Raw genomic sequence first — 21,497 nt, 5'->3', positions numbered from 1 at the left:
AGCGCATGCCCTCATGCTGCCGAGTCGGAAGCCAGTCTAGCGCGGACCGGCCGGACTGCCAGTCCGACCGATCCGCGCATCCCGGATAGACTGGATCAGCGTGCCGGTTCGCGATGCTCGGCGCCGCGGGCTTCAAGCCAGGCAACAACATGGCGCTGGCCGGTCCGGCGCGCTTCGCTCAGGGGTGAGCGGTAGATCTCCTGCCCGTCGCGACTGTGCGCGAGGACCGTCAGCGACAGATCGGCACCGGCGGCGGCGAGGCGCTCGATGACGTCGAGATGGCCTTGCTGGGCTGCATTCACCATCGGCGTTTCGTCACCCAGGACATAGGCGTCCGGATTGGCGCCGGCGGCGAGTAACAGGTCAACCGTCCCGCCCCGGCCATGCAGCGCGGCGGCGATCAGCCCATTGCCATCCCCGGACTGGGCGGCATCGACATCGGCACCGGAGGCAAGCAGCAGCTGGACCACGTCATCGCGGCCCCGGGCAGCGGCGGCAATCATCGGATTGCCGTCACCATTGACCCCGAGATCGGGATCGGCACCGGCGTTCAGCAGGGTTTCTATTGTGGTGCGATCACCGGACCGAACCGCGGCAATCAAGGCGGTACCATCGCCCTGGTAGCGGACATCCGGATTGGCCCCTTCGACCAGCAATTCACTGACACGGCTCGCTTGGCCACGACGGGCGGCCTCGTAGAGACGACCGTCGAGATCGTAAGAGTGGTCAAGGTCACGCAGGGGCGATGGCCGGGTATCACGGCCTTCCATCGCGCGGGCTTCACCCAATTGCGGTGTGAGGACCAGGGCTGTGGCCGACAGGGCGGGGAGCAGGAGGGCGAGACGCATGGGACTATCCTTTCGGTTGAGGTCAGAGGTCGCCGTCAGCCGGTCAACGCGTTGCGCCAGGCTGGAACGTGAGGGAGCGGCGGCGAGCGCCAGCGAGGCATGCGGGGTGCGGCGGGCGGCGGCATCGAGCAGCGCCAGGGCAAGATCGCGCGGCTGACCGGTGATCCGCGCCGCCGCGCGATCACACAAGGCCTCACGATTGCGCTCGAGCACGGCCATCAGGGGGAGCAGTGGCAATACCCACCAGAAACCGGCCTGCAACACCCGCAGCGCCAGCACGGTCCAAGCGTCGCCGCGACGGGCATGGGCGATCTCATGTTCGAGCACCGGGCGCGCGGCATGGTCGAGCGGAAAGCCGACGGGCAGCAGGATTTGCGGCTGCCGATAGCCAGCGAGCAGCGGCGTGGTCACAACCTCACTGACAACAAGCGGTACGGCGGCGGACAGGCGCAGCGTGGCCGGACACGGCACGGGCCGCGCCGCCGAGCGCATGCGATGAAGCGCGACAAAGTCGCGGAGCAGACGCAAGGCCATCACGCCGGCTCCGGTCAGCCAGATCAGCAGGAGGACATGTTGGAGCCGCGACCCAGTATTGGCCGGCCCGGCGTCCGGCCGCACGACTGCTGTCGTCTCATGGTCGATGGCGGCCGCCTCGTCCGGCCCGGCCCTGCCGACGGGAAGGTAGAGCGGTGGCGCGGCGGCGGTCGGCGGTTCATCGGCGGCGGCGGGCGCCGGCGCAGCCCGCAGGGCAAGCAGGAAGACGAGCGGGATGACGCCGAGCGCGGCCAAGGCCAGGTCATGGCGTTCCCGCACAAAGCGGGCCGGCAGGAGACGGTCGAGCGCGACCACCAGACCGGCCAGCGCCGTCGCGGCGGTCAGGGCCGCGAGCGCCGCCAGGAGCAGGGTTTCAACGGCCATCAGCGCGCCTCCCCGTCCGGGTCTTCATCGCGGCTTGCACGCTCCGTCCCGTCACCCTCGAGCACCGCAGCGCGCAGGGCTTCGATATCGTCGAGGGTCAACTTCTCTGCCCGCACGAGATGCTGGGCGAGGCTCTGGGCCGAGCCGCCGAACAGGGTCCGGACGAGCGATCCGAGGGCCTGGTTGCGGGCGCCGTCGCGGCTCAGCAAGGCGGCGTAGATATGGGCCCGGCCGGACTTGCGATACCCGACATAGCCCTTGTCGGTCATGATCCGGATTGTGGTGAGGACGGTCGTATAGGCCAGGCCGTGCTCGGCGCTGAGCGCATCGGTAATGTCGCGGACGCTCGCCTCGCCCCGCTCCCAGAGCACGGTCATGATGCGCTGTTCGGCATCAGTGAGTTGCGGGGATGTTGGACGCGCCATCTACGAATTCCTTAGTTGATGATCCAGACCTCCCACAGGGGCGGCACGCCATCAACTAACAAATTAGTAAGTCAGCGCAAAACCTGACGCCGCGCGATCACCAGGCAGCAACCAGGCGGGCCTCAGACCGTTGCAGATTACGCTATTCCGGCGCCGTTTCCGCCGCGACGGCATTGCGCATCATGTCGAGATTATTCTGCAGGTTTGAAGAGATACGGTCGCGGACGGATGGCCAGCGATTTTCGACGATCAGCCATTCATTGCCGGACAGGGTCTGGCCATTGACGGCGGCGAAATAGGCGTTGGTTCCAAACGAGCAGGCCCACCAGGGCGACGCTTCGCCGGAAAAGGCCGAACCGGACTCGATAATCCCTTCGATCGCGGCGATCGTCAGCTCCGGTCGCGATGCGATCACTTCCAGCACCGTGACACCCGCATAGGCCGAAGCCTCGTTGATAACGTCCACAGCCGAGGAATCCAGGCACCGCGCCGCGTCATACATGGTCCGCGAACGTCCCAGGAAATAGGCCTGGACCGCAAAGGCGGGATCGGATTCCGCCGTCAACCGCGCCAGCTCGAACAGGAAGAAGGGCGGGTTCTCATTGCGGGCGCCCCACAGGTTCTGGGCCGTCGTGATGGTCTGTTCAGACGATTGTTCCTGGATCTGGTTGAGAATCCCCAGCACATCGCCCCAAGCCATCTGGCCAACAACGAAATGGGCCTCGCCCTCCTCTTCGCCGAGCGGTACGACGACGATCTCGGGCGACCGCGCATTGGGATCCGCGGCTGCGTCCGCCGCCGGATCCTGCGCCATGGCGCCACCGGCCGCACAGGCTGCGGCCAGCACGCCAGCGCTGATCAGCGTCTGCAGGCTAGAACGGGATTTCATCGTCGAGATCAGCATTGCGGAAATCTTCCTTCGGTCCATCCATCGAGCGCTGGCCGCCACCGGCGCCGCCGCCCTGGTCAAACTCGCCGCCGCTACTGCCGCCGCCATAACCGCCGCCGGAACCGCCCTCATTGCGGCCGTCCAGCATGGTCAGCTCGCCGCGGAAACGCTGCAGCACGACTTCGGTGGAATATTTTTCCTGGCCGTTCTGGTCGGTCCATTTGCGGGTCTGCAGCTGGCCCTCGACATAAACCTTCGAGCCCTTCTTGAGATAGTTCTCGGCGACCTTGGCGAGATTGTCGTTGAAGATCACGACACGGTGCCACTCGGTCTTCTCGCGGCGTTCACCCGAGGACTTGTCGCGCCAGCTCTCCGAGGTGGCGAGGGACAGATTGACGACCGGATCGCCATTATTCATGCGGCGGATCTCCGGATCACGTCCCAGATTGCCGACCAGAATTACCTTGTTGACGCTTCCCGCCATCGCCTGTTCTCCATCCTTGCTGCCAGCCTCGTACCGGGGGCAGCCCAGTGTTCACATTCTGTTCCGCAGGTCAATCAGCGCCTGCGAGTCAGGCTGATTTGAGAGGAGGCGAGCGACAGAGTCCAGCCGAGCGCAACAGGACGATCACACCTCGCCACGAACTCGCCTCCTGCCACCGTCATGTCAGTTGTCCCGCTTGGCACGCTGGACCCGGCGGCATCCGCGTCCTATCTCCTATGGATCACATTGTGCGCTGGACAGATCGCACAATGTTCCCCTAACGTTCCGATCCGGTTGCGAATCTCAACCGACTGGCGCGACCGAACGGAGACTGGCAGACGCATGGCGCTCGATACCATCCGCGTGCAGGGCGCACGCGAGCATAATCTCAAGAATGTTTCCGTTGACCTGCCGCGCGACAAGCTGATCGTGTTCACCGGCCTGTCCGGCTCGGGCAAGTCCTCGCTCGCCTTTGACACCATCTATGCCGAAGGCCAGCGCCGCTATGTCGAGAGCCTGTCGGCCTATGCCCGGCAATTCCTGGAACTCATGTCCAAGCCCGACATGGACAGTATCGAAGGCCTGTCGCCCGCCATCTCGATCGAACAGAAGACGACCTCGAAAAACCCGCGCTCGACCGTCGGCACGGTCACCGAGATCTATGATTATATGCGCCTGTTGTGGGCCCGGGTCGGCGTGCCCTATTCGCCGGCCACCGGCCTGCCGATCGAGAGCCAGACGGTCAGCCAGATGGTCGACCGGCTCACCGCGCTCGACGAGGGCTCGCGGCTTTACCTGCTGGCGCCGGTCGTGCGTGGCCGCAAGGGTGAGTACCGCAAGGAGTTCGCCGAATGGCTCAAAGCCGGCTTCCAGCGGGTCAAGGTGGATGGCGAGTTCTACACGCTGGAAGACGTCCCCGCGCTTGACAAGAAATTCAAGCACGATATCGACGTGGTGGTGGACCGGATCGTCATCAAGCCGGACATGGAAAGCCGCCTCGCCGACAGTCTGGAAACCGCCCTGCGTCTGGCCGACGGTCTCGCCGTGGCCGAGTTTGCCGACCGTCAGGACGAGAAGGGAAATCCGGAGCGGATGATCTTCTCGGAGAAGTTCGCCTGCCCGGTTTCCGGATTCACCATCTCCGAAATCGAACCGCGCCTCTTCTCCTTCAACAACCCGTTCGGGGCCTGCCCGTCCTGCGACGGTCTCGGCCAGTCACTCAAGTTTGACGAAGACCTCGTCGTGCCCGACCGCGACAAGCCCTTGTCCGACGGTGCCATCGCGCCCTGGAGCCGGGCGACCTCGAAACTCTACCAGCAGACCCTGCAGGCGCTGGCCGGGCATTTCGGCGGCGACATGTTCCAGGCCTGGCGCGATCTACCCGAGCCTTTCCGCAAGATCGTGCTGTTCGGTACCAAGGAGAAGGTGACCTTCGTCTATGAAGACGGGCTGCGGAAATTCGAGACCCAGAAACCGTTCGAGGGTGTGATCCCCAATCTCGAACGGCGCTGGCGCGAGACCGACAGTAGCTGGGTGCGTGAGGACCTGGCCCGTTTCCAGTCGGCCCAGCCCTGCGAGACCTGCGGCGGCCGCCGCCTGAAGCCGGAGGCCTTGAGCGTCAAGATTGACGGCCAGGACATCACCGACGCCTCGAAACTCTCGATCCGCAATGCCCGCGACTGGTTCGGCGCTGTCGAGGCGACCCTGACGCCGAAACAGCAACAGATTGCCGAACGCATTCTCAAGGAAATCCGCGAACGCCTGAAATTCCTCGTCGATGTCGGGCTGGACTATCTCACGCTTGACCGGGCATCCGGCACGCTGTCCGGCGGTGAAAGCCAGCGCATTCGCCTCGCCAGCCAGATCGGCTCGGGTCTGACCGGGGTGCTTTATGTGCTCGACGAACCGTCCATCGGCCTGCACCAGCGCGACAATACCCGCCTGCTGGAAAGCCTGCGCGGGCTGCGTGATCTGGGCAATACGGTGATCATTGTCGAGCATGACGAGGAAGCCATACTGACGGCGGACTATGTCGTCGATCTCGGTCCTGCCGCCGGCGTCCATGGCGGCGAAATCGTGGCCGCAGGCACGCCCGCTGAAGTCATCGCCAATCCGGCCAGCCTGACCGGCCAGTATCTGCAAGGCACGCGGCGCATTGAGGTGCCGACAAAGCGCCGCAAGATCGACAAGAAGCGCATGGTGAAAGTGGTCGGCGCGACCGGCAATAATCTCAAGACCGTCGATGCCGAATTCCCGCTTGGCGTGATGTCCTGTGTGACCGGCGTGTCGGGTGGCGGCAAGTCGACCCTGACCATCGAGACCTTCTACAAGGCCGCCGCGCGCAAGCTGCAAAAGGCCCAGCAGGTCCCCGCCCCGCACGACCGGATCGAAGGGCTGGACCGGCTCGACAAGGTGATTGATATCGACCAGTCACCGATCGGCCGCACGCCGCGCTCCAATCCGGCCACCTATACCGGCGCCTTCACCCCGATCCGCGAATGGTTCGCCCAGCTGCCCGAAGCCAAGACGCGCGGCTACAAGCCGGGCCGCTTCTCCTTCAATGTGAAGGGCGGGCGCTGTGAAGCGTGCCAGGGCGATGGTGTGGTGAAGATCGAGATGCACTTCCTGCCCGACGTCTTCGTGCCCTGCGATGTCTGCCACGGCGCCCGCTTCAACCGCGAGACGCTGGAGGTCCAGTTCAAGGGCAAGTCGATCGCCGATGTGCTCGACATGACGGTCGAGGAAGGCGCTGACTTCTTCAAGGCCGTGCCCGCCGTGCGCGACAAGATGGAGACCCTGAAACGGGTCGGTCTGGGCTATATCAAGATCGGCCAGCCGGCGACCCAGCTCTCCGGCGGTGAGGCCCAGCGGGTGAAGCTCTCCAAGGAACTCTCCAAGCGCGCCACCGGCAAGACACTCTACATTCTCGATGAGCCGACCACCGGCCTGCATTTCGAGGACGTCCGCAAGCTGCTGGAAGTTCTGCACGAGCTGGTTGAGGCCGGTAATACGGTCGTGGTGATCGAGCATAATCTCGATGTCATCAAGACCGCTGACTGGCTGATCGATCTGGGCCCTGAAGGCGGTGATGGCGGCGGCGAGATCGTCGCGGTCGGCACGCCCGAAGACGTCGCCAAGGTCGAGCGCAGCTGGACCGGGCGTTACCTGGCCCCGATGCTGGAACGGGCGAAGGAGCTGCGGAAGAAGGCGGGCTGACACCGGAATGCCGCAGCCGCCCATCCTCTTGACGGCCGCGTTGCAGGGGCCGCTTATTGCGCAACCGGCGACGCCTGATTTCATCGCGGAGCCGGATTTCCAACCGCACGAGCACGGTCTTGGCGCGAGAAACTTGCTCAACGCCGCCTATGCGCAGGGTCAAGGTGAGACCGCGGCGTTTGGCGAGTGGTGGGCGGCGCTGCGGACGGACGACGAATTTGATCAACGCCTGTGCTTGTGCCTGATCGATCAGCGCAGCGACGAGCTGGTTGGCTTCGCGCACTGCTGGACCACCGGTTTCCTCAAGGATTTTGCGATCCTGCCGGGCCGTCAGGGCCAAGGGCTGGGGCGTTTCCTGTTCGCCCGGACATGCGCCCGTCTTGCCGGGCTTGGCGTGCGAAGCATCTCCCTCAAGGTGATCGCCAGCAACACCCCTGCCATCGCCTTTTACCGCTCACGGGGGCTGAAGCCGGCCGCAGCTTGAACGGCGGATCCGGTAGACGGATCAGCCTTGGGCGGGATTGTCGGTCGGCGCCTCAACGCCATAATCCGCCGCCTTGCCCTTGAATGCCCAATAGAGCGTGCCGGCCAGCAGGACGACCGTCGTCACAGCGCTGGCTTCCGGGCCGAACACGCCGCCGGTCAGCCACCAAGCGGCGTCGGGGGCGTCGGCGAGATCGATCAGGATCGGGTTGACCGGGCTGTCATGGCCGCTGACCGGCAGACCGAAACCAGACGCCAGCAACCAGTTCCAGGCGGCATGCCAACCGCACACGCCCCACAGCGAACCTTCCTTGATGGCGTAGAAGGACAGCATCACCCCGACCAGGAGGATGTTGGCGAGGCCGAATATCAGCTCGGCCGACATCTCGATATTGGCACCGTGCAGAAGCGAGAAAATCGCCGAATTGACCACCACGCCCCAAACAATGCCGTGACGCGAGGTGATGAGGCCCATCAGCCACCCGCGCATGAAAATCTCTTCGGTCGAGCCCTGGACAATAAAGCCGAGCAGGACCCAGGCCGCCGGGATAAGGACCGCCAGCGCGACCGAGCCACTGGCTTCGATCTGATAGCCACCCAACAGCCAGATGCCGCCAACGACGATGGTCAGAAAAGCCAGTCCAAGACCGTATCCGCGCACAAATCGCCCGAGGAACTGCCCGTTGAGGCCGATCGCGGCGAGCGGTCGGCGCTCGAAAAAAACGACCCAGAGGAAGATCAGCACGGCGCCCGGCGCGAACGTGCCGATGAGCATGTATGTCATGCCCTGCCAAGTCTCGTCCGACGAGCCGTCCGCCGAGATAAATCCGAGAAAAACCCCGGCCACCGCTCCGATGATCGCGCCCAGGATGATCAAGACAACGACCATCGGAATGGCGGCCGCCGTCCAGGTCCGGCGCGCCTGCGGCCCGCGTTTCGAATAGATTTCCCGTCCCGCCATGACCTGTCCCCTGCAGCCCGAAGCCAAGATGTCCCGGGGGACGTTAGGCGGAAGCCCGCATGGCGTGCAAGTCAGTTTGCCGGACGCTCACCCCTCGCTGGGCGAGGCGCCCATCGGGTGATCGGCCGCCAGGGTCGGTGCATCCGATGCCTCGCCTTCCCCGCCGCTGCGAACGCGCACGGCATTATAGGCGCCGATCGAATGCCAGACGGCTTCGAGCATGACCTGGAAGGCGTAGAGCAAGAAAAAGCCGACAATCAGGGCGAGCAGCGTACCCGGCTGGCTGAGGCTGGATTGGATGCTGGCCAGCAGCGCGTCGACATCCACCTGGCTGCCCTGTTCGGCAATTTCCGCCATATCGATCAGCATCGGGAAAAGCGCCGCCAGCAGGGCCAGCTGGACGACAAACCCGAGCGTGCCACCGATCACCATCATGACCGCATAAGCCACGACATAACTGATCAGCATTTGCCAAAAGACGCCCTTGCTGGCGTCCCAGCTTTCGAAGAAGCGCAGGCGGCCGTCGAGCACCGTCAGGGCGGGTGCCGACGCCAGGCGGACTGCAAAGACCAGCAGGGCGACCAGGACGGCGAGGAAGGCGACAAAGGCCAGCAGGCCACCGCCAATGCCGATCGCACCCGCATCACCCCCACCATGGGCCATCATCACAGCACCAAAGCCGAAAATCCCGATCAGCATCGCAACGCCGAAATAGGCAACCGCCGCGACCACAAGATAGAGCAGGTTGACCCCGATCAGCCGGATCTCGTCACCGCCAAAGCGGATCGGTACGACCGGCTTGACCTCGCCCTTGGTGAGAAAGCGCAGCCATGCCCCCTGGAACATCACCACAAACAGCAGGGAGAGCGGTATGATCAGGATGCCATAAGTCAGGAATGGCATGACGATATCAAACACCAGCCGCAAGGCGTCGGCATCGCTGAGACCACCATTGGCGTCGGCCTCGATCAGTTCGAACAGATTGATATAGGCCGGTCCCATCATCATCACCGACAGGGCGACGAGGACCAGGGCACACAGTGCCTGGAAGGCAAACAGCCAGAGCGCACCGCCCGGTTTCTCGCCGAAGCGAATAAAAAACCAGAAGATAGCCTTGCCGATGTCGAAGCTTTGCGTGGCCATGATTTGCCCCTGCCCTTGCGTCACGATGATGCCATCATGCGCGCCTGACGAAAAATCGCCAGCGGGAACCAGTCGGCAATTGTCCCGCTAGATGGCTTCTGCCGTTCGCACGGCATGAAAATGGGCGTAGAGGCCGGCGATAACCGGCAGGTTGACGATGGCGAAGAAGCCGGTCACCCGCATGTATTCCTGCATCGTCACGAAGCCGCCCGAGGTCTCCACGCTGGCCCCCACGGTCACCGGCGCTGCGAGGAAGCGGTCGCCGAGCATCGCGCTGAGCCCTTCGTAAAGTCCGATTTCAAGGGCAAGCAGTGGCAGGATGCCGACCGCCATCGCCCCCATGATGCGCCAGGCCTGCCCCTCGCTGAGCGTCCAGACCGACAAAACCCGCACCGCACGCTGGGCAATGCTAGCCGGGAAGGAGACCGACAGGCGGGCGATCAGCCAGGCGACCAGCAGAAAGGCGACGGCATTGACGACCCAGGCCGCGATCCAGTCCGCCAGGGTCATGTAACTCATGGCGGTCGGGAGGTCGAAACCGGCCTCTTCGGGATTGATCCCGGCCCGGTCGACCGCGCCGCCGGCAATCGTGCTGAACACCACGAAGGCGAACATCGCCGCCAGCAGCGCGACGATCAGGACCAAGGCGGCATTGAGCAGGGTGACAATGAAAAGCCGCCACTCATCGCCGGACAGCTGCAGTCCCCAGCGCCCGGCATATTCATCGTGTACGGCAAGACGGAAAGCCATGGCCGAGAAGGCCAGGCTGCCAACGGTCATGGCGATCAGGGCCGTGGCATCAAGGGTCAGCCAGAAACCGTCCAGCGGTACCGCCTGCCCCTTGTGCGCCAACCAGAGCCGGACCGCATAGGCCAGCGTGAAGGGCAGGCCGGCGAGCGCGAAGCGCTGCCAATGCGTGGCCAGCAGGCTGTAGGCGACGACAACGCTGCGCAGGACGGGAATGGGCTGGCTCGACATGAGGTCTCCGATCACTTCGCCGCCAGAGATACCGCCCTGCCCGCAAGGATCAAGCGCGACGCGCGGTCGCGTCAGTCGGCGAAGCGGAAACTGAAATGGATCATTCGGCCGGTTTCGCTGACCGGTACGCTGTCCTGTGTTGCCGGTTCGAAGCGCCAATCGGAGAGTGCGCCAAGCGCTGCTTCATCAAAGATACCCGGTGGCAGCGCGTCGACGATCGCGCCGTCTCTGACCCGTCCGGTCTCATCAATATTGAAGCTCACGATGACGACGCCCTCATAGCCATCGCGTGCGGCCCGGGCCGGATAGGGCGGAGGATTCCGCTCGATCGGTGCTGCCGGAACATATCCCTCGGGAACTTCCTCGTCGATCTCATCGGCCGCCAGGTACCACCGCACATGGACAGGATCGTCTGCAAGTCGGGCCGCCAGCAATTCCGCTTCCCGGTCATCATGCTGCTCGCCACGCCGATCCAGTCGGCCGAGTTGCTCCCTCGAGTAAACAGCCAGAGCTGACAGTCGGTTGGTGACAATCGGGTCAGCATCAATCCTGGCCGCAGCGTCGCGGCCGACGTGGAAATGATAGGCCGCATCGCCAACGTCTTCGCGCATCAACTGCTCCAGACCTGCGAAATAGTGCGCGAGTGCAAAGACCAAGCCGGGCTCGACATCGACATCAGCGGGAAGTTCGAGCAGCCGCCGAGCCAGCGCGCCGGCTGTCATGGTTCGCCCACGCGTGGCCGCCAGACGGGCGCGAAGGAAATAAGCATCCCGAGCGAAATTCGACACGGCTTCCAGATCCCCGTCCAGATCCTCGATCGCATCAATGGCCTCGCCGGAACATGCCCAGGCATCACTATTATCGTCCGCCAGCAGCGCGTTGGACGCCGCATTGTGCCAACGCCAGGCCCGTTCGGCGGCTGGCAGATTGTTCCGGTTCGACAATCGGCCGGACTGGCGCCAGGCGTCCCGCGCCTCCTCAAAGTGACCGGCAACATTGGCAAGATAGCCGTGATTTTCAGCGAGCACGGCGGTCAGGGAGGGATCGATCCGCTCGTCTTCCGCCGCCGCATGGGCGGCACGCGCCGCGATCAGGGCGGCGTCAGCATCGGCGTCGGCCAAAGCCGCTTCATAGGCCAGATAGGCATCCGCGACCGCCTGCGGCAGCGGCTCGTCTTGCGCCCGGGCGGTGGCTGTTGTTGCGATGAGGAAGGCCAGTCCGGCGACCCAGTGTCTGTATGTCATTCGATCTCCCCAACTTCGCTAGGTGACGGCACCCACGCTTCGTCCGTGTACGCGCCCGATTGCACACCCCAACTAGCGGCCTGCCGGTACCGGCCTGGCCGGGGATATGGACTGCAGCAAGCGAAATGACAGTTGGTAGGCTCCGACGGTATGCCCGGTAACGCCACCGACATAGGTGACCCGGAATAGACCCCGCATCGAGGCAGGCTCACCATCGCATCCGGCATGAAACACGGTCTCGGAGAGCTGTCTCTCAACGGCCCGGCGCAGGTCGCTATCGCGTCCGCCTGATATCGCCATTTCGGGCCCAAATGACGCAAACTCGCCATCAACAACCTCGAATTCGAACCGCGCGGCGGCGTGATGGCGACCGCGTTCGACGGACCGCGTCGGCACCTGCACCTCACGCCACGGTCCTACCGGCACGGGCTGGCTGGACAGGTGCGCGCACAGCGCATCCTGCATCTGCGAAGACCGTTCGGCGACGGCCTGCCCGACCGTCAGCCCGTCCGCCACCAGAATGTCGGCGAGACCGGGAAGGCCGCCCAACAAGGCTGTCTGTGCCCGCGCGCCCGCCATCGTGTCAGCATCAATCAGCGCAAGGGCCTCATCCGTCAGATCGAGCGCCGTACCGCGGTCGTCCCGCAAGAACGCATCACGACGCAATATCAGTGTGAGATTGGCCAGTTGGACCGGATCAGACCCGGGAGACAGCAGCGCGTCGCGCTCGGCGGCAACACTCGTTCGGACGTCTTCGCCAAGCGGTTCCGTGAAAGAGTTCGGATAAGTCGCAGCAAAGAGCCGCGCCTGATCGGGTTCCTCCAGGAGCGGCGGCTCGATCAAAGCGTCGATCATCGCCGCCATCATCGCACCGAAGCCGACTGCATCGCCCGCTTGTGCCGCCGATGAAATCCCCTGCAAGCGGACGTCTCGCACCAATGTCGTGTCACCGGATCGGATGGCGAGGTCCGCCGTTTGATCAACCAGCTCGACAAGGCCGGCACCGGAGCCGCGGGCCGGAGCCATCGCAAGCGCGTTGACCCCAAGGGTAAGCTGGATGTCCTCGCCGATACCGGCGGCACGAGCCTCCCGGAACGCGATTTCCGCCGCTTGGCTCGCGGCAGCAAAATCCTGCTGCTCCACCGCCGCTTCATACGCGAAATAGGCGTCCGTCACCGTTGCCGGCAACACCACCTCATCGGCGAACAAAAAAGCCGCCAGACCCACAATCCCTGCCTGAATCACACGCAATCTCCCCTTGTGGTTATTTTTGCGGCGCGGCCGGATCACCGTCAAGCCTGCCCGTCGCCGCTTGACTCCCCCACGCGCGGGCTCGATATGCCGCGCATGACAGATCAAGCGATGAAACCCGTTCACGTCATCGGCGGCGGCATGGCCGGCTCCGAGGCGACCTGGCAGCTCGTTTCCAAGGGCGTGCCCGTCATCCTGCACGAGATGCGCGGCGTGAAGGGCACCGATGCCCACCACACCGACGGGCTGGCCGAGCTGGTGTGCTCGAACTCCTTCCGCTCGGATGATCACCGCACCAATGCCGTCGGCCTGTTGCACGAGGAGATGCGCCGCCTCGACTCGATCATCCTGCGCCAGGGCGATGCCGCCCGCCTGCCGGCCGGCGGGGCGCTGGCGGTTGATCGCGATGTGTTCTCGCAAGCGGTCACCAAGGAGCTCTCCGAGCATCCGCTGGTCACCATCAATCGCGAGGAAATCCCGGCCCTGCCGCCGGAAGACTGGGACAGCGTCATCATCGCCACCGGCCCGCTGACGTCGGAAAGCCTGTCGGAAGCCATCCTGAAGGAGACCGGCGAAGGCGAGCTGGCCTTCTTTGATGCCATCGCCCCGGTCGTCTATCGCGACAGCGTCAACACCGACAAAGCCTGGTTCCAGTCGCGCTATGACAAGGGCGAGACCGAGGCCGAACGCAAGGCCTATCTCAATTGCCCGATGGACAAGGACCAGTATGAGGCCTTCATCGACGCCCTGATCGCGGCCGAAAAGACCGAGTTCAAGGAATGGGAGGCCAACACCCCCTATTTCGACGGCTGCCTGCCCATCGAGGTGATGGCCGAGCGCGGCCGGGAGACGCTGCGTCACGGGCCGATGAAACCGGTCGGCCTGACCAATCCGCACAATCCGACCGTCAAACCCTGGGCCATCGTCCAGCTGCGCCAGGACAATGCGCTGGGAACCCTGTTCAACCTCGTCGGCTTCCAGACCAAGATGAAATACGGCGCCCAGGGCGAAGTCCTGCGCATGATCCCCGGCCTGGAAGAGGCGCGCTTTGCCCGCCTCGGCGGCATCCACCGCAATACTTTCCTCAATTCGCCGAAACTGCTCGACGCGCAATTGCGCCTGAAGAGCCAGCCGCGCCTGCGCTTTGCCGGCCAGCTGATCGGTGTCGAAGGTTATGTCGAGAGCGCTGCCATGGGCCTGCTGGCCGGGCGCTACGCCGCCGCCGAACGCCTCGGCACCGCCCTCACCCCACCGCCGGCGACGACCGCCCTCGGGGCGTTGATCGGCCATGTCACCGGCGGTCATCTGGACGGCGGCAAGGGCTCTTTCCAGCCGATGAATGTCAATTTCGGCCTCTTCCCGCCGATCGAGCAGCCGACCGTCGATGCCGACGGCAACCGTATCAAGGGCAAGGCCAAGACGCCGGCCCGCAAGAATGCGCTGTCGGCGCGGGCCTTGGCCGATCTGGCGGTCTGGCAAGCGGGCTGACCAGCTGCAGCTCGCGGGCGAGAGCGGCACGTGGAAACCACGCGAACGCCGACTATTCTGGGTTGCGGGCTTGGCCTGGCCCCATAATATGCTCCTCGGTCTGGAGAATCCCATGTTTCATCGTCTTGTACTGGCGCTCGCCGCCATCGCGGCCCTTTGCACTCACGCCACCGCGCAACCGGTGGCCGATGTCGCCGATTTCGCGTCGAACGAGGAGTTCCGCATGGCCCGGCTGTCGCCCGATGGCGAGCGGCTGGCCTTTCTGACGACGGTTGATGGCGGCGACCAGCTAGTTGTCGTCGATCTGGCGACCGGCGCGCGCCAGGAGGCCGGGGCTGCGGCCTGGCGAACCATGGAACTATTGTGGACCAGCGATAGCGTGATCGCCTTGCGGGCCATTTTCCCGATCGACATCCGTGGCTACGGTGAGGGCGATGTCAGCGGCGTGGTGTCCTTCGATCTCGACAATGATCTGGACGTCGCCTTCACGCTCCAACCGACAGTCTACACGCCAGATGCCGGCAACATCGTGGGGATCGAGGCCGGCACAGGCTACATGATTGCCCCGAAACGAACCGATGGCGGCCAGATCCAACTGCGCGCCGTCAATCCCCTGACCCGGGCTTTCCGGGTCCTGGCGCTCGGTTCGGACGAGACGCGGCACTGGATTGTCGATGCGGACGGAAGGTTCGCTGGTAATGTGGAATATTCCAACCGGCACAATCGCTTGCGGATTCGCCGCAATGACGGCGAACCGAACTGGCCGATCGTCCGGGAGATCAACGACACCGCCCTGCCCGATCTTGTCGTCTACGGGCTGACCGGGGACGGCGAGATGGCCTTTGTGTCGCGTTATATCGACCCGCGGACGCAAGGGCGGACAGCGCTGCTGGCGATGTCGATGGAGAGCGGTGAGATTACCCGCATTCTGTCCATGCACCCCGATCTCGACATCAGCGAGGTGATCGGTGACCCCTATAGCAACACCGCCGTCGGTGTGCGCTACGAGACAAACCTGTCCAGCTCGGATTGGCTGGATGCATCGCTGGCGGCGCTCGAGAGCGAAGCCCGCACTGCGATCGGTGCACCCCACGCCGTCTTGGAAAGCTGGTCGCGCGATCGCACGACGCTGCTGCTGCGCGTCCGGAGCATGTCGGCGCCCGACCGGCTCGTACTCTACAACGCGGCATCCAGCGAGGTTCGCGAACTCGGCTCGGCCCGGCCCCGGCTTGCCGGGCGGGACTTGCCAGCCCGCCAGCCCTACGCGATCCGAGCCCGCGATGGTGTCGATATTCCCGGCTTCCTGACAGTGCCGCAAACCGAGGGACCGTATCCGACCGTCATTCTGGTGCATGACGGCCCCGGCGGTCGTACGCGGGGCGGGTTTGATAACCTCGCTCACCTGCTGGCGATACGCGGATACGCCGTCTACGAGCCGAACTTCCGTGGCAGCACAGGGTTCGGGCATGACTGGGCCGTGGCCGGCTTCGGCGGTTGGGGACTCGGCGTCATGCAAACCGATCTGACCGACTCCCTGCGTGCTCTTGAAGCGGCGGATATCACCGTCGCCGGGCAGGCCTGTATCGTCGGGGCTGCGTATGGCGGCTATGCAGCGCTCGCGGCGGCGACCTTCACGCCTGACGTCTTCACCTGCGGCGCCGGCTACTCGCCCATATCCGAGTTGGACCGCTACTATCAGCGGCTTCAGGATCGGACATCCTCCACGAGTTGGCGGCTGACACTGTTGTCGCAACGCCTGGCCGGTGGCGCGGGCGGGCGCCCGGACGGTGCCTGGCTGGACCGAATTTCGCCCATCGAGCATGTCGAGGCGATTACCATGCCCCTGCTTCTGGTCCACAGCGAGGATGACTCGGTCAACCTGGTCGAGCAAAGTCGCCGCTTCACCCGGGCCGCCAGGCGCGCCGGCGCCGATGTGACGCTGGTAGAGCGCGAAGGCACAGACCACTACCTGCTGGTCGAGGATGCCCGCCAGGTCTGGTATTCGGAGCTGGTCGATTTCCTCGCTGCCCATCTGCCAGCCAACGCGCCGGCAGACTGACGCCGGCAGGCGTTCTGACACCGCAACCTGCCGGCCAGGGCCGGCACTGCCCAATGGCGTGCAAAAGCAATCGCGCATGACCGGAGTCCGACCGTCCCGGACGATCATCTCGATGGCGTCAAGGCTGCCTTCCAGCCGATGAATGTCGATGTCGTCCCCGTCAGGCAGATCGGGCAGCGTTGACGGCGCGGTCAGCTCCACCTCCCGGCCTACACAAACAGGTTGTATCCGGCGCCGGTCTGTTTTCTGATGTTCTGCAAGTTTGGGGGATGTCATGTTGCGGTTTGTGTTCGGCGTTTTCGCCTGTTTCGCCCTGTTCGCCGGTCTATCGTCGGCCCGCGGCCAGATCATACCTGTCGAGACTTTCGCGGCGGACCCGGCGATGGCGCACGTCGTCCTGTCGCCCGACGGTCGGCGCCTCGCCTATACGAGCCATGTCAACGGCGCGCCGGTGGTGGTGGTCAAAGAGATCAGCAGCGGCGCGATCATTGCGGCGGATACCAGAAACTTTCGCACCCATGGCCTGCGCTGGGCGGACAACCGGCATGTCCTGGTCACGGCCAGCGACGTTACCGCTTTCTGGGGCGCCCGCGGCGATTATGATTTCTCCACCCTGGTCGCTCTCGACGCAGATGACGAGATGGAGTCGCGCCAATTGCTGCGCCGGTCGAACCGCCTCGGTCTCAACCTTGATGTCAGTCGTATCATCGGCATCGAGGCAGAGAGCGGACACCTGCTGATCCCGGCGCGTGACGAAAACCGCGAAAGCAATCTCCTCGCGGTCAACCCGGAAACCGGGAGCAGTGTGACAGCGGCAAGGGGCGCGCGCGACACACGCGATTGGGTCGTCGACGCTCGCGGAGAACCTGTCGCCCGCCTCGACTACAACAATGACCGTGACCGGCAGATACTGCGCGTACCGTCCGGGAGCGGGTGGAGCACTATCACCCGGGAAACGGGAGTTGAGCGGCCGAGCTACTCATTCGCCGGCCAGCTGCCGGACGGTCGCCTGGCGGTCACAACCCTGATGGTCCCATCCGATCCGGCGCACGACTCGCGCCGGGCACTTTACAGCCTCTCCCTCGAGACCGGAGAGCTGGACGATGTCGTGTTCCAGCACGCGCGTTTTGATATCGAGGATGTACTGATTGACCCCTACAGCAATCTCGTCGTCGGCGTTAGCTGGATCGAGGATTTTGAGCGCGTGCACTGGTTCGACGAACAGCTGGCCGCACACCAGGTGGTGATTGACGGAGCCATGCCGGACTGGCGACCACAAATTGTCAGCTGGACTCCGGATTTCACCCGCCTCGTTGTCCGCGCAGACAATCCGGCGACGCCGCCCGTCTATTTCCTTTATGACGTCGCCCAACGATCGATTGACCTTATCGGCGCCAGTCATCCCGATTTGACGGTGGACGCCCTGCAGGCTCGCCAGCACATCACCTATCAGGTAAGCGACGGCGAGACGCTGGAAGCCTACCTCACCCGGCCCGATGGCGACGGTCCCTTCCCGACCATCATCCTGCCCCATGGCGGACCGGAATCACGCGACAAGGGCGGTTTCGACTATTTCGCGCATTTCCTGACCTCGCGCGGCTACGCGGTGGTCCAGCCCAATTTCCGCGGCTCCTCCGGTTATGGCTATCGCTGGATGGAGGCTGGCTACGGGCAATGGGGCACCGGCGTCATGCAGCACGATCTGACCGATACGGTCGAACGCCTGGTGACGGCCGGGATTGCCGATCCGGATCGGGTCTGCATCGTCGGCGCCAGCTATGGCGGCTATGCCGCGCTTGCCGGCGCTGCTTTCACACCGGACACTTATCGGTGTGCGGTCGCCATCGCGGGCGTGAGCGACACACAGGAAATGCTCAATTATACCCGGCAGCGCTATGGGCGGTCGCATTGGTTCATCCGGTCATGGATGCAACGGATCGCCCAAGGCGAGGACAATGTTCGTGCTGCACTCAGAGCCGTGTCCCCCACACGTCATGCCGATTCCATCACCATCCCGGTCCTGCTGATCCATGGGCGCGATGACACAGTTGTTCCGATCGAGCAAAGCCAGTTTATGCGGCGTGCGATCAGCCGGGCCGGCGGCGATGTCGAACTGATCACCATTGATGATGGCGATCACTGGCTGACGGCGTCCTCCACCCGGCAACAAGTCCTCACCGAGCTGGAAACCTTTCTCGCGACGCATCTCGGCGAGTAACCTCGGACCGACCAATCCGGGCCCGAGACGCCGTCGCGACGGCCCCGCTCGGCTGGCAAGCTGCGAGGGCAGTAACCCGTCGCGCGGGCCGGACGGCTTTGCTGTCGAGCAGCACGCCAACGTTGATTCCCGCACCGACACCCTGCAAGCTCCAGCCCGCAGCCGGATGAGAGCCGGTCGTTTGTTTTGGGGGGAAATCATGTTTTCACGCGTTGTCGTCGCTCTTGCGGCGGTTTTGCTTGCGACCACCGTCTGCTTGGCCCAAACCCAGGCACCGCCCCCGGTCGAAGCCTTCAGCCGCCACCCCCAGATCGCCGCGCCGGTGATTTCACCCAATGGCCGCCGCATCGCCATGCTGTCGCTATCGGACGGGCAGCAGATTGTCCTCGTGCTATCGCGCGATGGCGAGGCTGCCACAGGTGCCAATGTCGAACGCGTCCGCGTTGAGCGCCTGTTCTGGGCCAGCGACGATCTCCTCGTCATGGTTGCCAGCATTCCTCAACAGCGGGGCGGGTGGGGCGTCAGCGATCACGCGACCATGTTCGCGCTGGACCTCAACGATCCGGGCCGTCTCCATGAATTGTTCGCCGGCGGTCGTCTCGCAGACGAGCTGCGATACAGTATCGACCGCGCCAACGTGGTCGGTCGGGTCCCGGAAACCAATGAGCTGATCGTGACCATGCGGACGAGCTGGACGGAACGCCGGCTGATGGTGATCGACGCGGGCACCCGGCTTTACCGCACCATCGACCGCACCACCGAGCCGGTTTTCGACTATGTCGTCGACGCCGATGGCCGCCCGCTCGCCCGCGCCAGTTATGACGTGATGGAACAGCGCTACGAATTGGCCCTGAAAGGCGAGGAATACTGGGACACCGTCGTTCAGCGCGAAGAACCGCTGCTCACCCAGAGCCTTTGGGGCCTGTTGACCGGAACCGACGACCAGCTGGTCGTCTCCGAGCGCCCCAGTATCGGCGGCCGACGCCTGGTTGCCATATCGGCGACAACCGGTGAGCGCTTGCGGGTGATTTATGAAAACGAGAACTACGATTTCAACGGGGTGATCCGTGACAACTACACCAACACCGTCGTTGGCGTGGATGTCGACGAGGACATGCCCACAACCGTCTGGTTCAACGAGACTCTGGCCCATACGCAGGCCTCGCTGGATGCCGCCATGCCGAATTCCTTCGTCGCACTGCTCTCCTGGTCGGAAGACATGACCCAGTTCACGCTGGCGGAGCACACCGCCGACCTGGGCCCGCGCTACTATCTGTACGACGCCACGGCAGGCTCACTGGCCAGCCTCGGCGATGGCTATCCCGAGCTCAGCAACTATCTGCTCCCGGTCCGCCAATCCGTTCGTTATTCGAGCCGCGACGGCGCGCGTATTCCGGCCTATCTCACCCTGCCGGAAGGCGAAGGGCCGCACCCGATGGTCGTTCTGCCGCATGGCGGCCCGGCCGCGCGCGATACCGGCGGGTTTGACGACTGGGCGCAATTCCTCGCGAGCCGCGGCTATCTGGTCTTGCAGCCGAATTTCCGCGGTTCGTCCGGTTATGGTCACGCGTGGGAGAGTGCCGGCTGGGGCGAATGGGGCACGGGCATCATGCAGGATGACATTACTGACGGGGTCAATGCCATGGTCCGGGCCGGCTATGCTGATGCCGATCGCGTCTGCATCGTCGGCGCCAGCTATGGTGGTTATGCCGCGCTCGCCGGCGCCGCCTTCACACCGGACCTTTACCAGTGCGCGGCCGCCATAGCGCCGCTCACTGACCTTTGGTTCATCGCGCGGGATGCGGACGGCTTTGGCGGCATCGACACGCCATACTCACGCCGCTTGGCGGAGCAGCTCACCGGGACCCAGACGCTGCCAACCCGCGCGGAGGCCGCTGCGATCTCGCCGCGCGACCACGCCGACGCGATCGAGATACCTGTGCTCTTGATCCATGGTCGCGACGACAGTGTCGTGGACGAGGAACATTCCATCGCCATGGAAGATGCCCTGGATGATGCCGGTCGGGACGTCACCTTCCACCGGGTCCGCGGCATGGACCACTGGCTGACAACAACCCAGAGCCGCCAACTCGTCCTCACCGAGCTGGAAACCTTCCTCGCGACGCATCTCGGCGAGTAGTCGTCCAGGTCCCGGTCAGGGCCTGCCTACCAAGGCAGGTCCTGGCCGGAGACGTGGTAGAAGCGACCGCTCATCACCGGATTGCCATAGGCACGGGCGATGAGGTCGAGCTGTCCCGATACGGATTCCTGCACTGTCAGCTGGCCATTGGGGCCGCCCATGGCGGTTTTCACCCAACCGGGATGCAGGGTCAGGACGACGATGCCGCGATCCTTGAGGTCGATGCTCAGCGATTTGCCGATGGCATTGAGGGCCGCCTTGGACGCGCGATAGCCGTATCCACCGCCGCTGCCATTGTCGCGGATCGAACCCATGCGTGAGGACTGCAGGGCGACCACTTTCATCTCGGACTCGGCGACGCGGTCAACAAAGGCCTCAACCAGCGCCAGCGGCGCGATCGAGTTGACCTTGAACTCTTCCAGCATCGCCGCACCGGCCGCGGCGCCAAAACGGCGCGTTTCGGGCGCCATCATGCCAGCATTGGCGAACAGAAGGTCGATCGGGCCGGTGACGACCTTGGCCAGGGCGTCGGCGCTGTCCGGATCTGCCGCATCATAGGCGTGAACATCCAGCATGCCCTTGCCGACCGGCAGAGCGGCCAGCTCGGTTGCAGCGGCCGGGTCGCGGACGGCGGCACTGACATGCCAGCCACGCTCGAGCAATTGCCGGGCGTGCTCCAGCCCCAGTCCGCGATTGGCTCCGGTGATGAGCGCGTGATGCATCGGTCGTCTCCTTGGTTGCACCCATGTTGG

The 21,497-nt window shown here is 64.4% G+C and carries 16 protein-coding genes; 6 read left to right on the top strand and 10 right to left on the bottom strand.

Going from position 1 to position 21,497, the window contains the following annotated elements; translation table 11 throughout:
* Window positions 1-95 precede the first annotated feature (95 nt).
* The 4 genes from AWH62_RS11105 to AWH62_RS11090 form a co-directional block, all read right to left on the bottom strand.
* Window positions 96-1,766 carry a M56 family metallopeptidase gene (locus tag AWH62_RS11105; RefSeq protein ID WP_075190546.1) on the bottom strand — a complete coding sequence of 557 codons (1,671 nt, stop codon included), beginning with the start codon at window positions 1,764-1,766 and terminating at the stop codon, window positions 96-98.
* Entirely contained in the window at window positions 1,766-2,191 is a 426-nt protein-coding gene (locus AWH62_RS11100; RefSeq protein ID WP_075190545.1) for a BlaI/MecI/CopY family transcriptional regulator, read from the bottom strand. Before AWH62_RS11100 ends, AWH62_RS11105 begins: the two co-directional genes overlap by 1 nt.
* Before the next feature lie 142 nt (window positions 2,192-2,333).
* On the bottom strand, window positions 2,334-3,080 hold the full coding sequence (locus AWH62_RS11095) for a hypothetical protein (RefSeq protein ID WP_143743023.1): 747 nt from the start codon (window positions 3,078-3,080) through the stop codon (window positions 2,334-2,336).
* Complete coding sequence (locus tag AWH62_RS11090; protein ID WP_075190543.1) at window positions 3,064-3,564, bottom strand: single-stranded DNA-binding protein; 501 nt, start codon at window positions 3,562-3,564, stop codon at window positions 3,064-3,066. Before AWH62_RS11090 ends, AWH62_RS11095 begins: the two co-directional genes overlap by 17 nt.
* Window positions 3,565-3,906: 342 nt before the next feature.
* Here AWH62_RS11090 and uvrA point away from each other — a divergent pair, with 342 nt between their 5' ends.
* Together uvrA and AWH62_RS11080 are read left to right on the top strand one after the other, a co-directional pair.
* Window positions 3,907-6,780 (top strand): excinuclease ABC subunit UvrA, encoded by a 2,874-nt coding sequence (gene uvrA / locus AWH62_RS11085; RefSeq protein WP_075190542.1) that lies wholly within the window; start codon window positions 3,907-3,909, stop codon window positions 6,778-6,780.
* 7 nt (window positions 6,781-6,787) lie between these two features.
* A complete protein-coding gene (locus AWH62_RS11080) occupies window positions 6,788-7,264 on the top strand; it encodes an N-acetyltransferase (protein WP_075190541.1) in 477 nt (158 codons plus the stop codon).
* A 21-nt stretch (window positions 7,265-7,285) separates the two neighbouring features.
* Here the strand turns inward: AWH62_RS11080 and AWH62_RS11075 are convergent, their stop codons facing one another.
* The 5 genes from AWH62_RS11075 to AWH62_RS11055 all read right to left on the bottom strand — a co-directional run bounded on the left by AWH62_RS11075 (window position 7,286) and on the right by AWH62_RS11055 (window position 12,834).
* Complete coding sequence (locus tag AWH62_RS11075) at window positions 7,286-8,224, bottom strand: CPBP family intramembrane glutamic endopeptidase (RefSeq protein WP_075190540.1); 939 nt, start codon at window positions 8,222-8,224, stop codon at window positions 7,286-7,288.
* Window positions 8,225-8,311: 87 nt separating this feature from the next.
* A complete protein-coding gene (locus AWH62_RS11070) occupies window positions 8,312-9,367 on the bottom strand; it encodes a hypothetical protein (RefSeq protein WP_075190539.1) in 1,056 nt (351 codons plus the stop codon).
* A gap of 87 nt (window positions 9,368-9,454) precedes the next feature.
* Entirely contained in the window at window positions 9,455-10,345 is an 891-nt protein-coding gene (locus tag AWH62_RS11065; RefSeq protein WP_075190538.1) for a hypothetical protein, read from the bottom strand.
* Window positions 10,346-10,416: 71 nt separating this feature from the next.
* Window positions 10,417-11,589: an energy transducer TonB gene (locus AWH62_RS11060; RefSeq protein ID WP_075190537.1), complete on the bottom strand. Its 1,173-nt coding sequence runs from the start codon at window positions 11,587-11,589 to the stop codon at window positions 10,417-10,419.
* Between the two features lie 72 nt (window positions 11,590-11,661).
* The gene (locus AWH62_RS11055) at window positions 11,662-12,834 is read right to left on the bottom strand and encodes a hypothetical protein (RefSeq protein ID WP_075190536.1); all 1,173 of its coding nucleotides are present in this window, start codon (window positions 12,832-12,834) and stop codon (window positions 11,662-11,664) included.
* Between the two features lie 117 nt (window positions 12,835-12,951).
* Between AWH62_RS11055 and trmFO the strand changes: the two genes are divergently transcribed.
* The 4 genes from trmFO (at window position 12,952) to AWH62_RS11035 (ending at window position 20,745) form a co-directional block, all read left to right on the top strand.
* Window positions 12,952-14,328, top strand: coding sequence for a methylenetetrahydrofolate--tRNA-(uracil(54)-C(5))-methyltransferase (FADH(2)-oxidizing) TrmFO (gene trmFO, locus AWH62_RS11050; protein WP_233128309.1), 1,377 nt, complete (start codon window positions 12,952-12,954; stop codon window positions 14,326-14,328).
* A gap of 112 nt (window positions 14,329-14,440) precedes the next feature.
* Window positions 14,441-16,387, top strand: a complete 1,947-nt coding sequence (locus AWH62_RS11045) for a S9 family peptidase (protein ID WP_158025618.1) — start codon at window positions 14,441-14,443, stop codon at window positions 16,385-16,387.
* A 274-nt stretch (window positions 16,388-16,661) separates the two neighbouring features.
* Complete coding sequence (locus AWH62_RS11040) at window positions 16,662-18,605, top strand: S9 family peptidase (protein WP_075190533.1); 1,944 nt, start codon at window positions 16,662-16,664, stop codon at window positions 18,603-18,605.
* Window positions 18,606-18,804: 199 nt separating this feature from the next.
* The gene (locus tag AWH62_RS11035) at window positions 18,805-20,745 is read left to right on the top strand and encodes a S9 family peptidase (protein WP_075190532.1); all 1,941 of its coding nucleotides are present in this window, start codon (window positions 18,805-18,807) and stop codon (window positions 20,743-20,745) included.
* A gap of 26 nt (window positions 20,746-20,771) precedes the next feature.
* Here AWH62_RS11035 and AWH62_RS11030 read toward each other — a convergent pair whose 3' ends face one another.
* Entirely contained in the window at window positions 20,772-21,467 is a 696-nt protein-coding gene (locus tag AWH62_RS11030; protein WP_075190531.1) for an SDR family oxidoreductase, read from the bottom strand.
* Window positions 21,468-21,497 lie beyond the last annotated feature (30 nt).

It is taken from the genome of Maricaulis sp. W15 (assembly GCF_001924955.1).
Taxonomy (GTDB): Bacteria; Pseudomonadota; Alphaproteobacteria; order Caulobacterales; family Maricaulaceae; genus Maricaulis; species Maricaulis maris.
The sequence above is the reverse complement of the archived record's forward strand: the minus strand, read 5'-3'. Positions and strand labels throughout refer to the sequence as shown.

Bases quoted from the DNA above. Each gene is read 5' to 3' on its own strand.
- AWH62_RS11040 (WP_075190533.1), top strand. From the start codon at position 16,662: ATGTTGCGGTTTGTGTTCGGCGTTTTCGCCTGTTTCGCCCTGTTCGCC.
- AWH62_RS11090 (WP_075190543.1), bottom strand. From the start codon at position 3,564: ATGGCGGGAAGCGTCAACAAGGTAATTCTGGTCGGCAATCTGGGACGT.
- trmFO (WP_233128309.1), top strand. From the start codon at position 12,952: ATGAAACCCGTTCACGTCATCGGCGGCGGCATGGCCGGCTCCGAGGCG.
- AWH62_RS11105 (WP_075190546.1), bottom strand. From the start codon at position 1,766: ATGGCCGTTGAAACCCTGCTCCTGGCGGCGCTCGCGGCCCTGACCGCC.
- AWH62_RS11065 (WP_075190538.1), bottom strand. From the start codon at position 10,345: ATGTCGAGCCAGCCCATTCCCGTCCTGCGCAGCGTTGTCGTCGCCTAC.
- AWH62_RS11070 (WP_075190539.1), bottom strand. From the start codon at position 9,367: ATGGCCACGCAAAGCTTCGACATCGGCAAGGCTATCTTCTGGTTTTTT.
- uvrA (WP_075190542.1), top strand. From the start codon at position 3,907: ATGGCGCTCGATACCATCCGCGTGCAGGGCGCACGCGAGCATAATCTC.
- AWH62_RS11080 (WP_075190541.1), top strand. From the start codon at position 6,788: ATGCCGCAGCCGCCCATCCTCTTGACGGCCGCGTTGCAGGGGCCGCTT.
- AWH62_RS11045 (WP_158025618.1), top strand. From the start codon at position 14,441: ATGTTTCATCGTCTTGTACTGGCGCTCGCCGCCATCGCGGCCCTTTGC.
- AWH62_RS11030 (WP_075190531.1), bottom strand. From the start codon at position 21,467: ATGCATCACGCGCTCATCACCGGAGCCAATCGCGGACTGGGGCTGGAG.
- AWH62_RS11035 (WP_075190532.1), top strand. From the start codon at position 18,805: ATGTTTTCACGCGTTGTCGTCGCTCTTGCGGCGGTTTTGCTTGCGACC.
- AWH62_RS11095 (WP_143743023.1), bottom strand. From the start codon at position 3,080: ATGAAATCCCGTTCTAGCCTGCAGACGCTGATCAGCGCTGGCGTGCTG.
- AWH62_RS11100 (WP_075190545.1), bottom strand. From the start codon at position 2,191: ATGGCGCGTCCAACATCCCCGCAACTCACTGATGCCGAACAGCGCATC.
- AWH62_RS11075 (WP_075190540.1), bottom strand. From the start codon at position 8,224: ATGGCGGGACGGGAAATCTATTCGAAACGCGGGCCGCAGGCGCGCCGG.
- AWH62_RS11060 (WP_075190537.1), bottom strand. From the start codon at position 11,589: ATGACATACAGACACTGGGTCGCCGGACTGGCCTTCCTCATCGCAACA.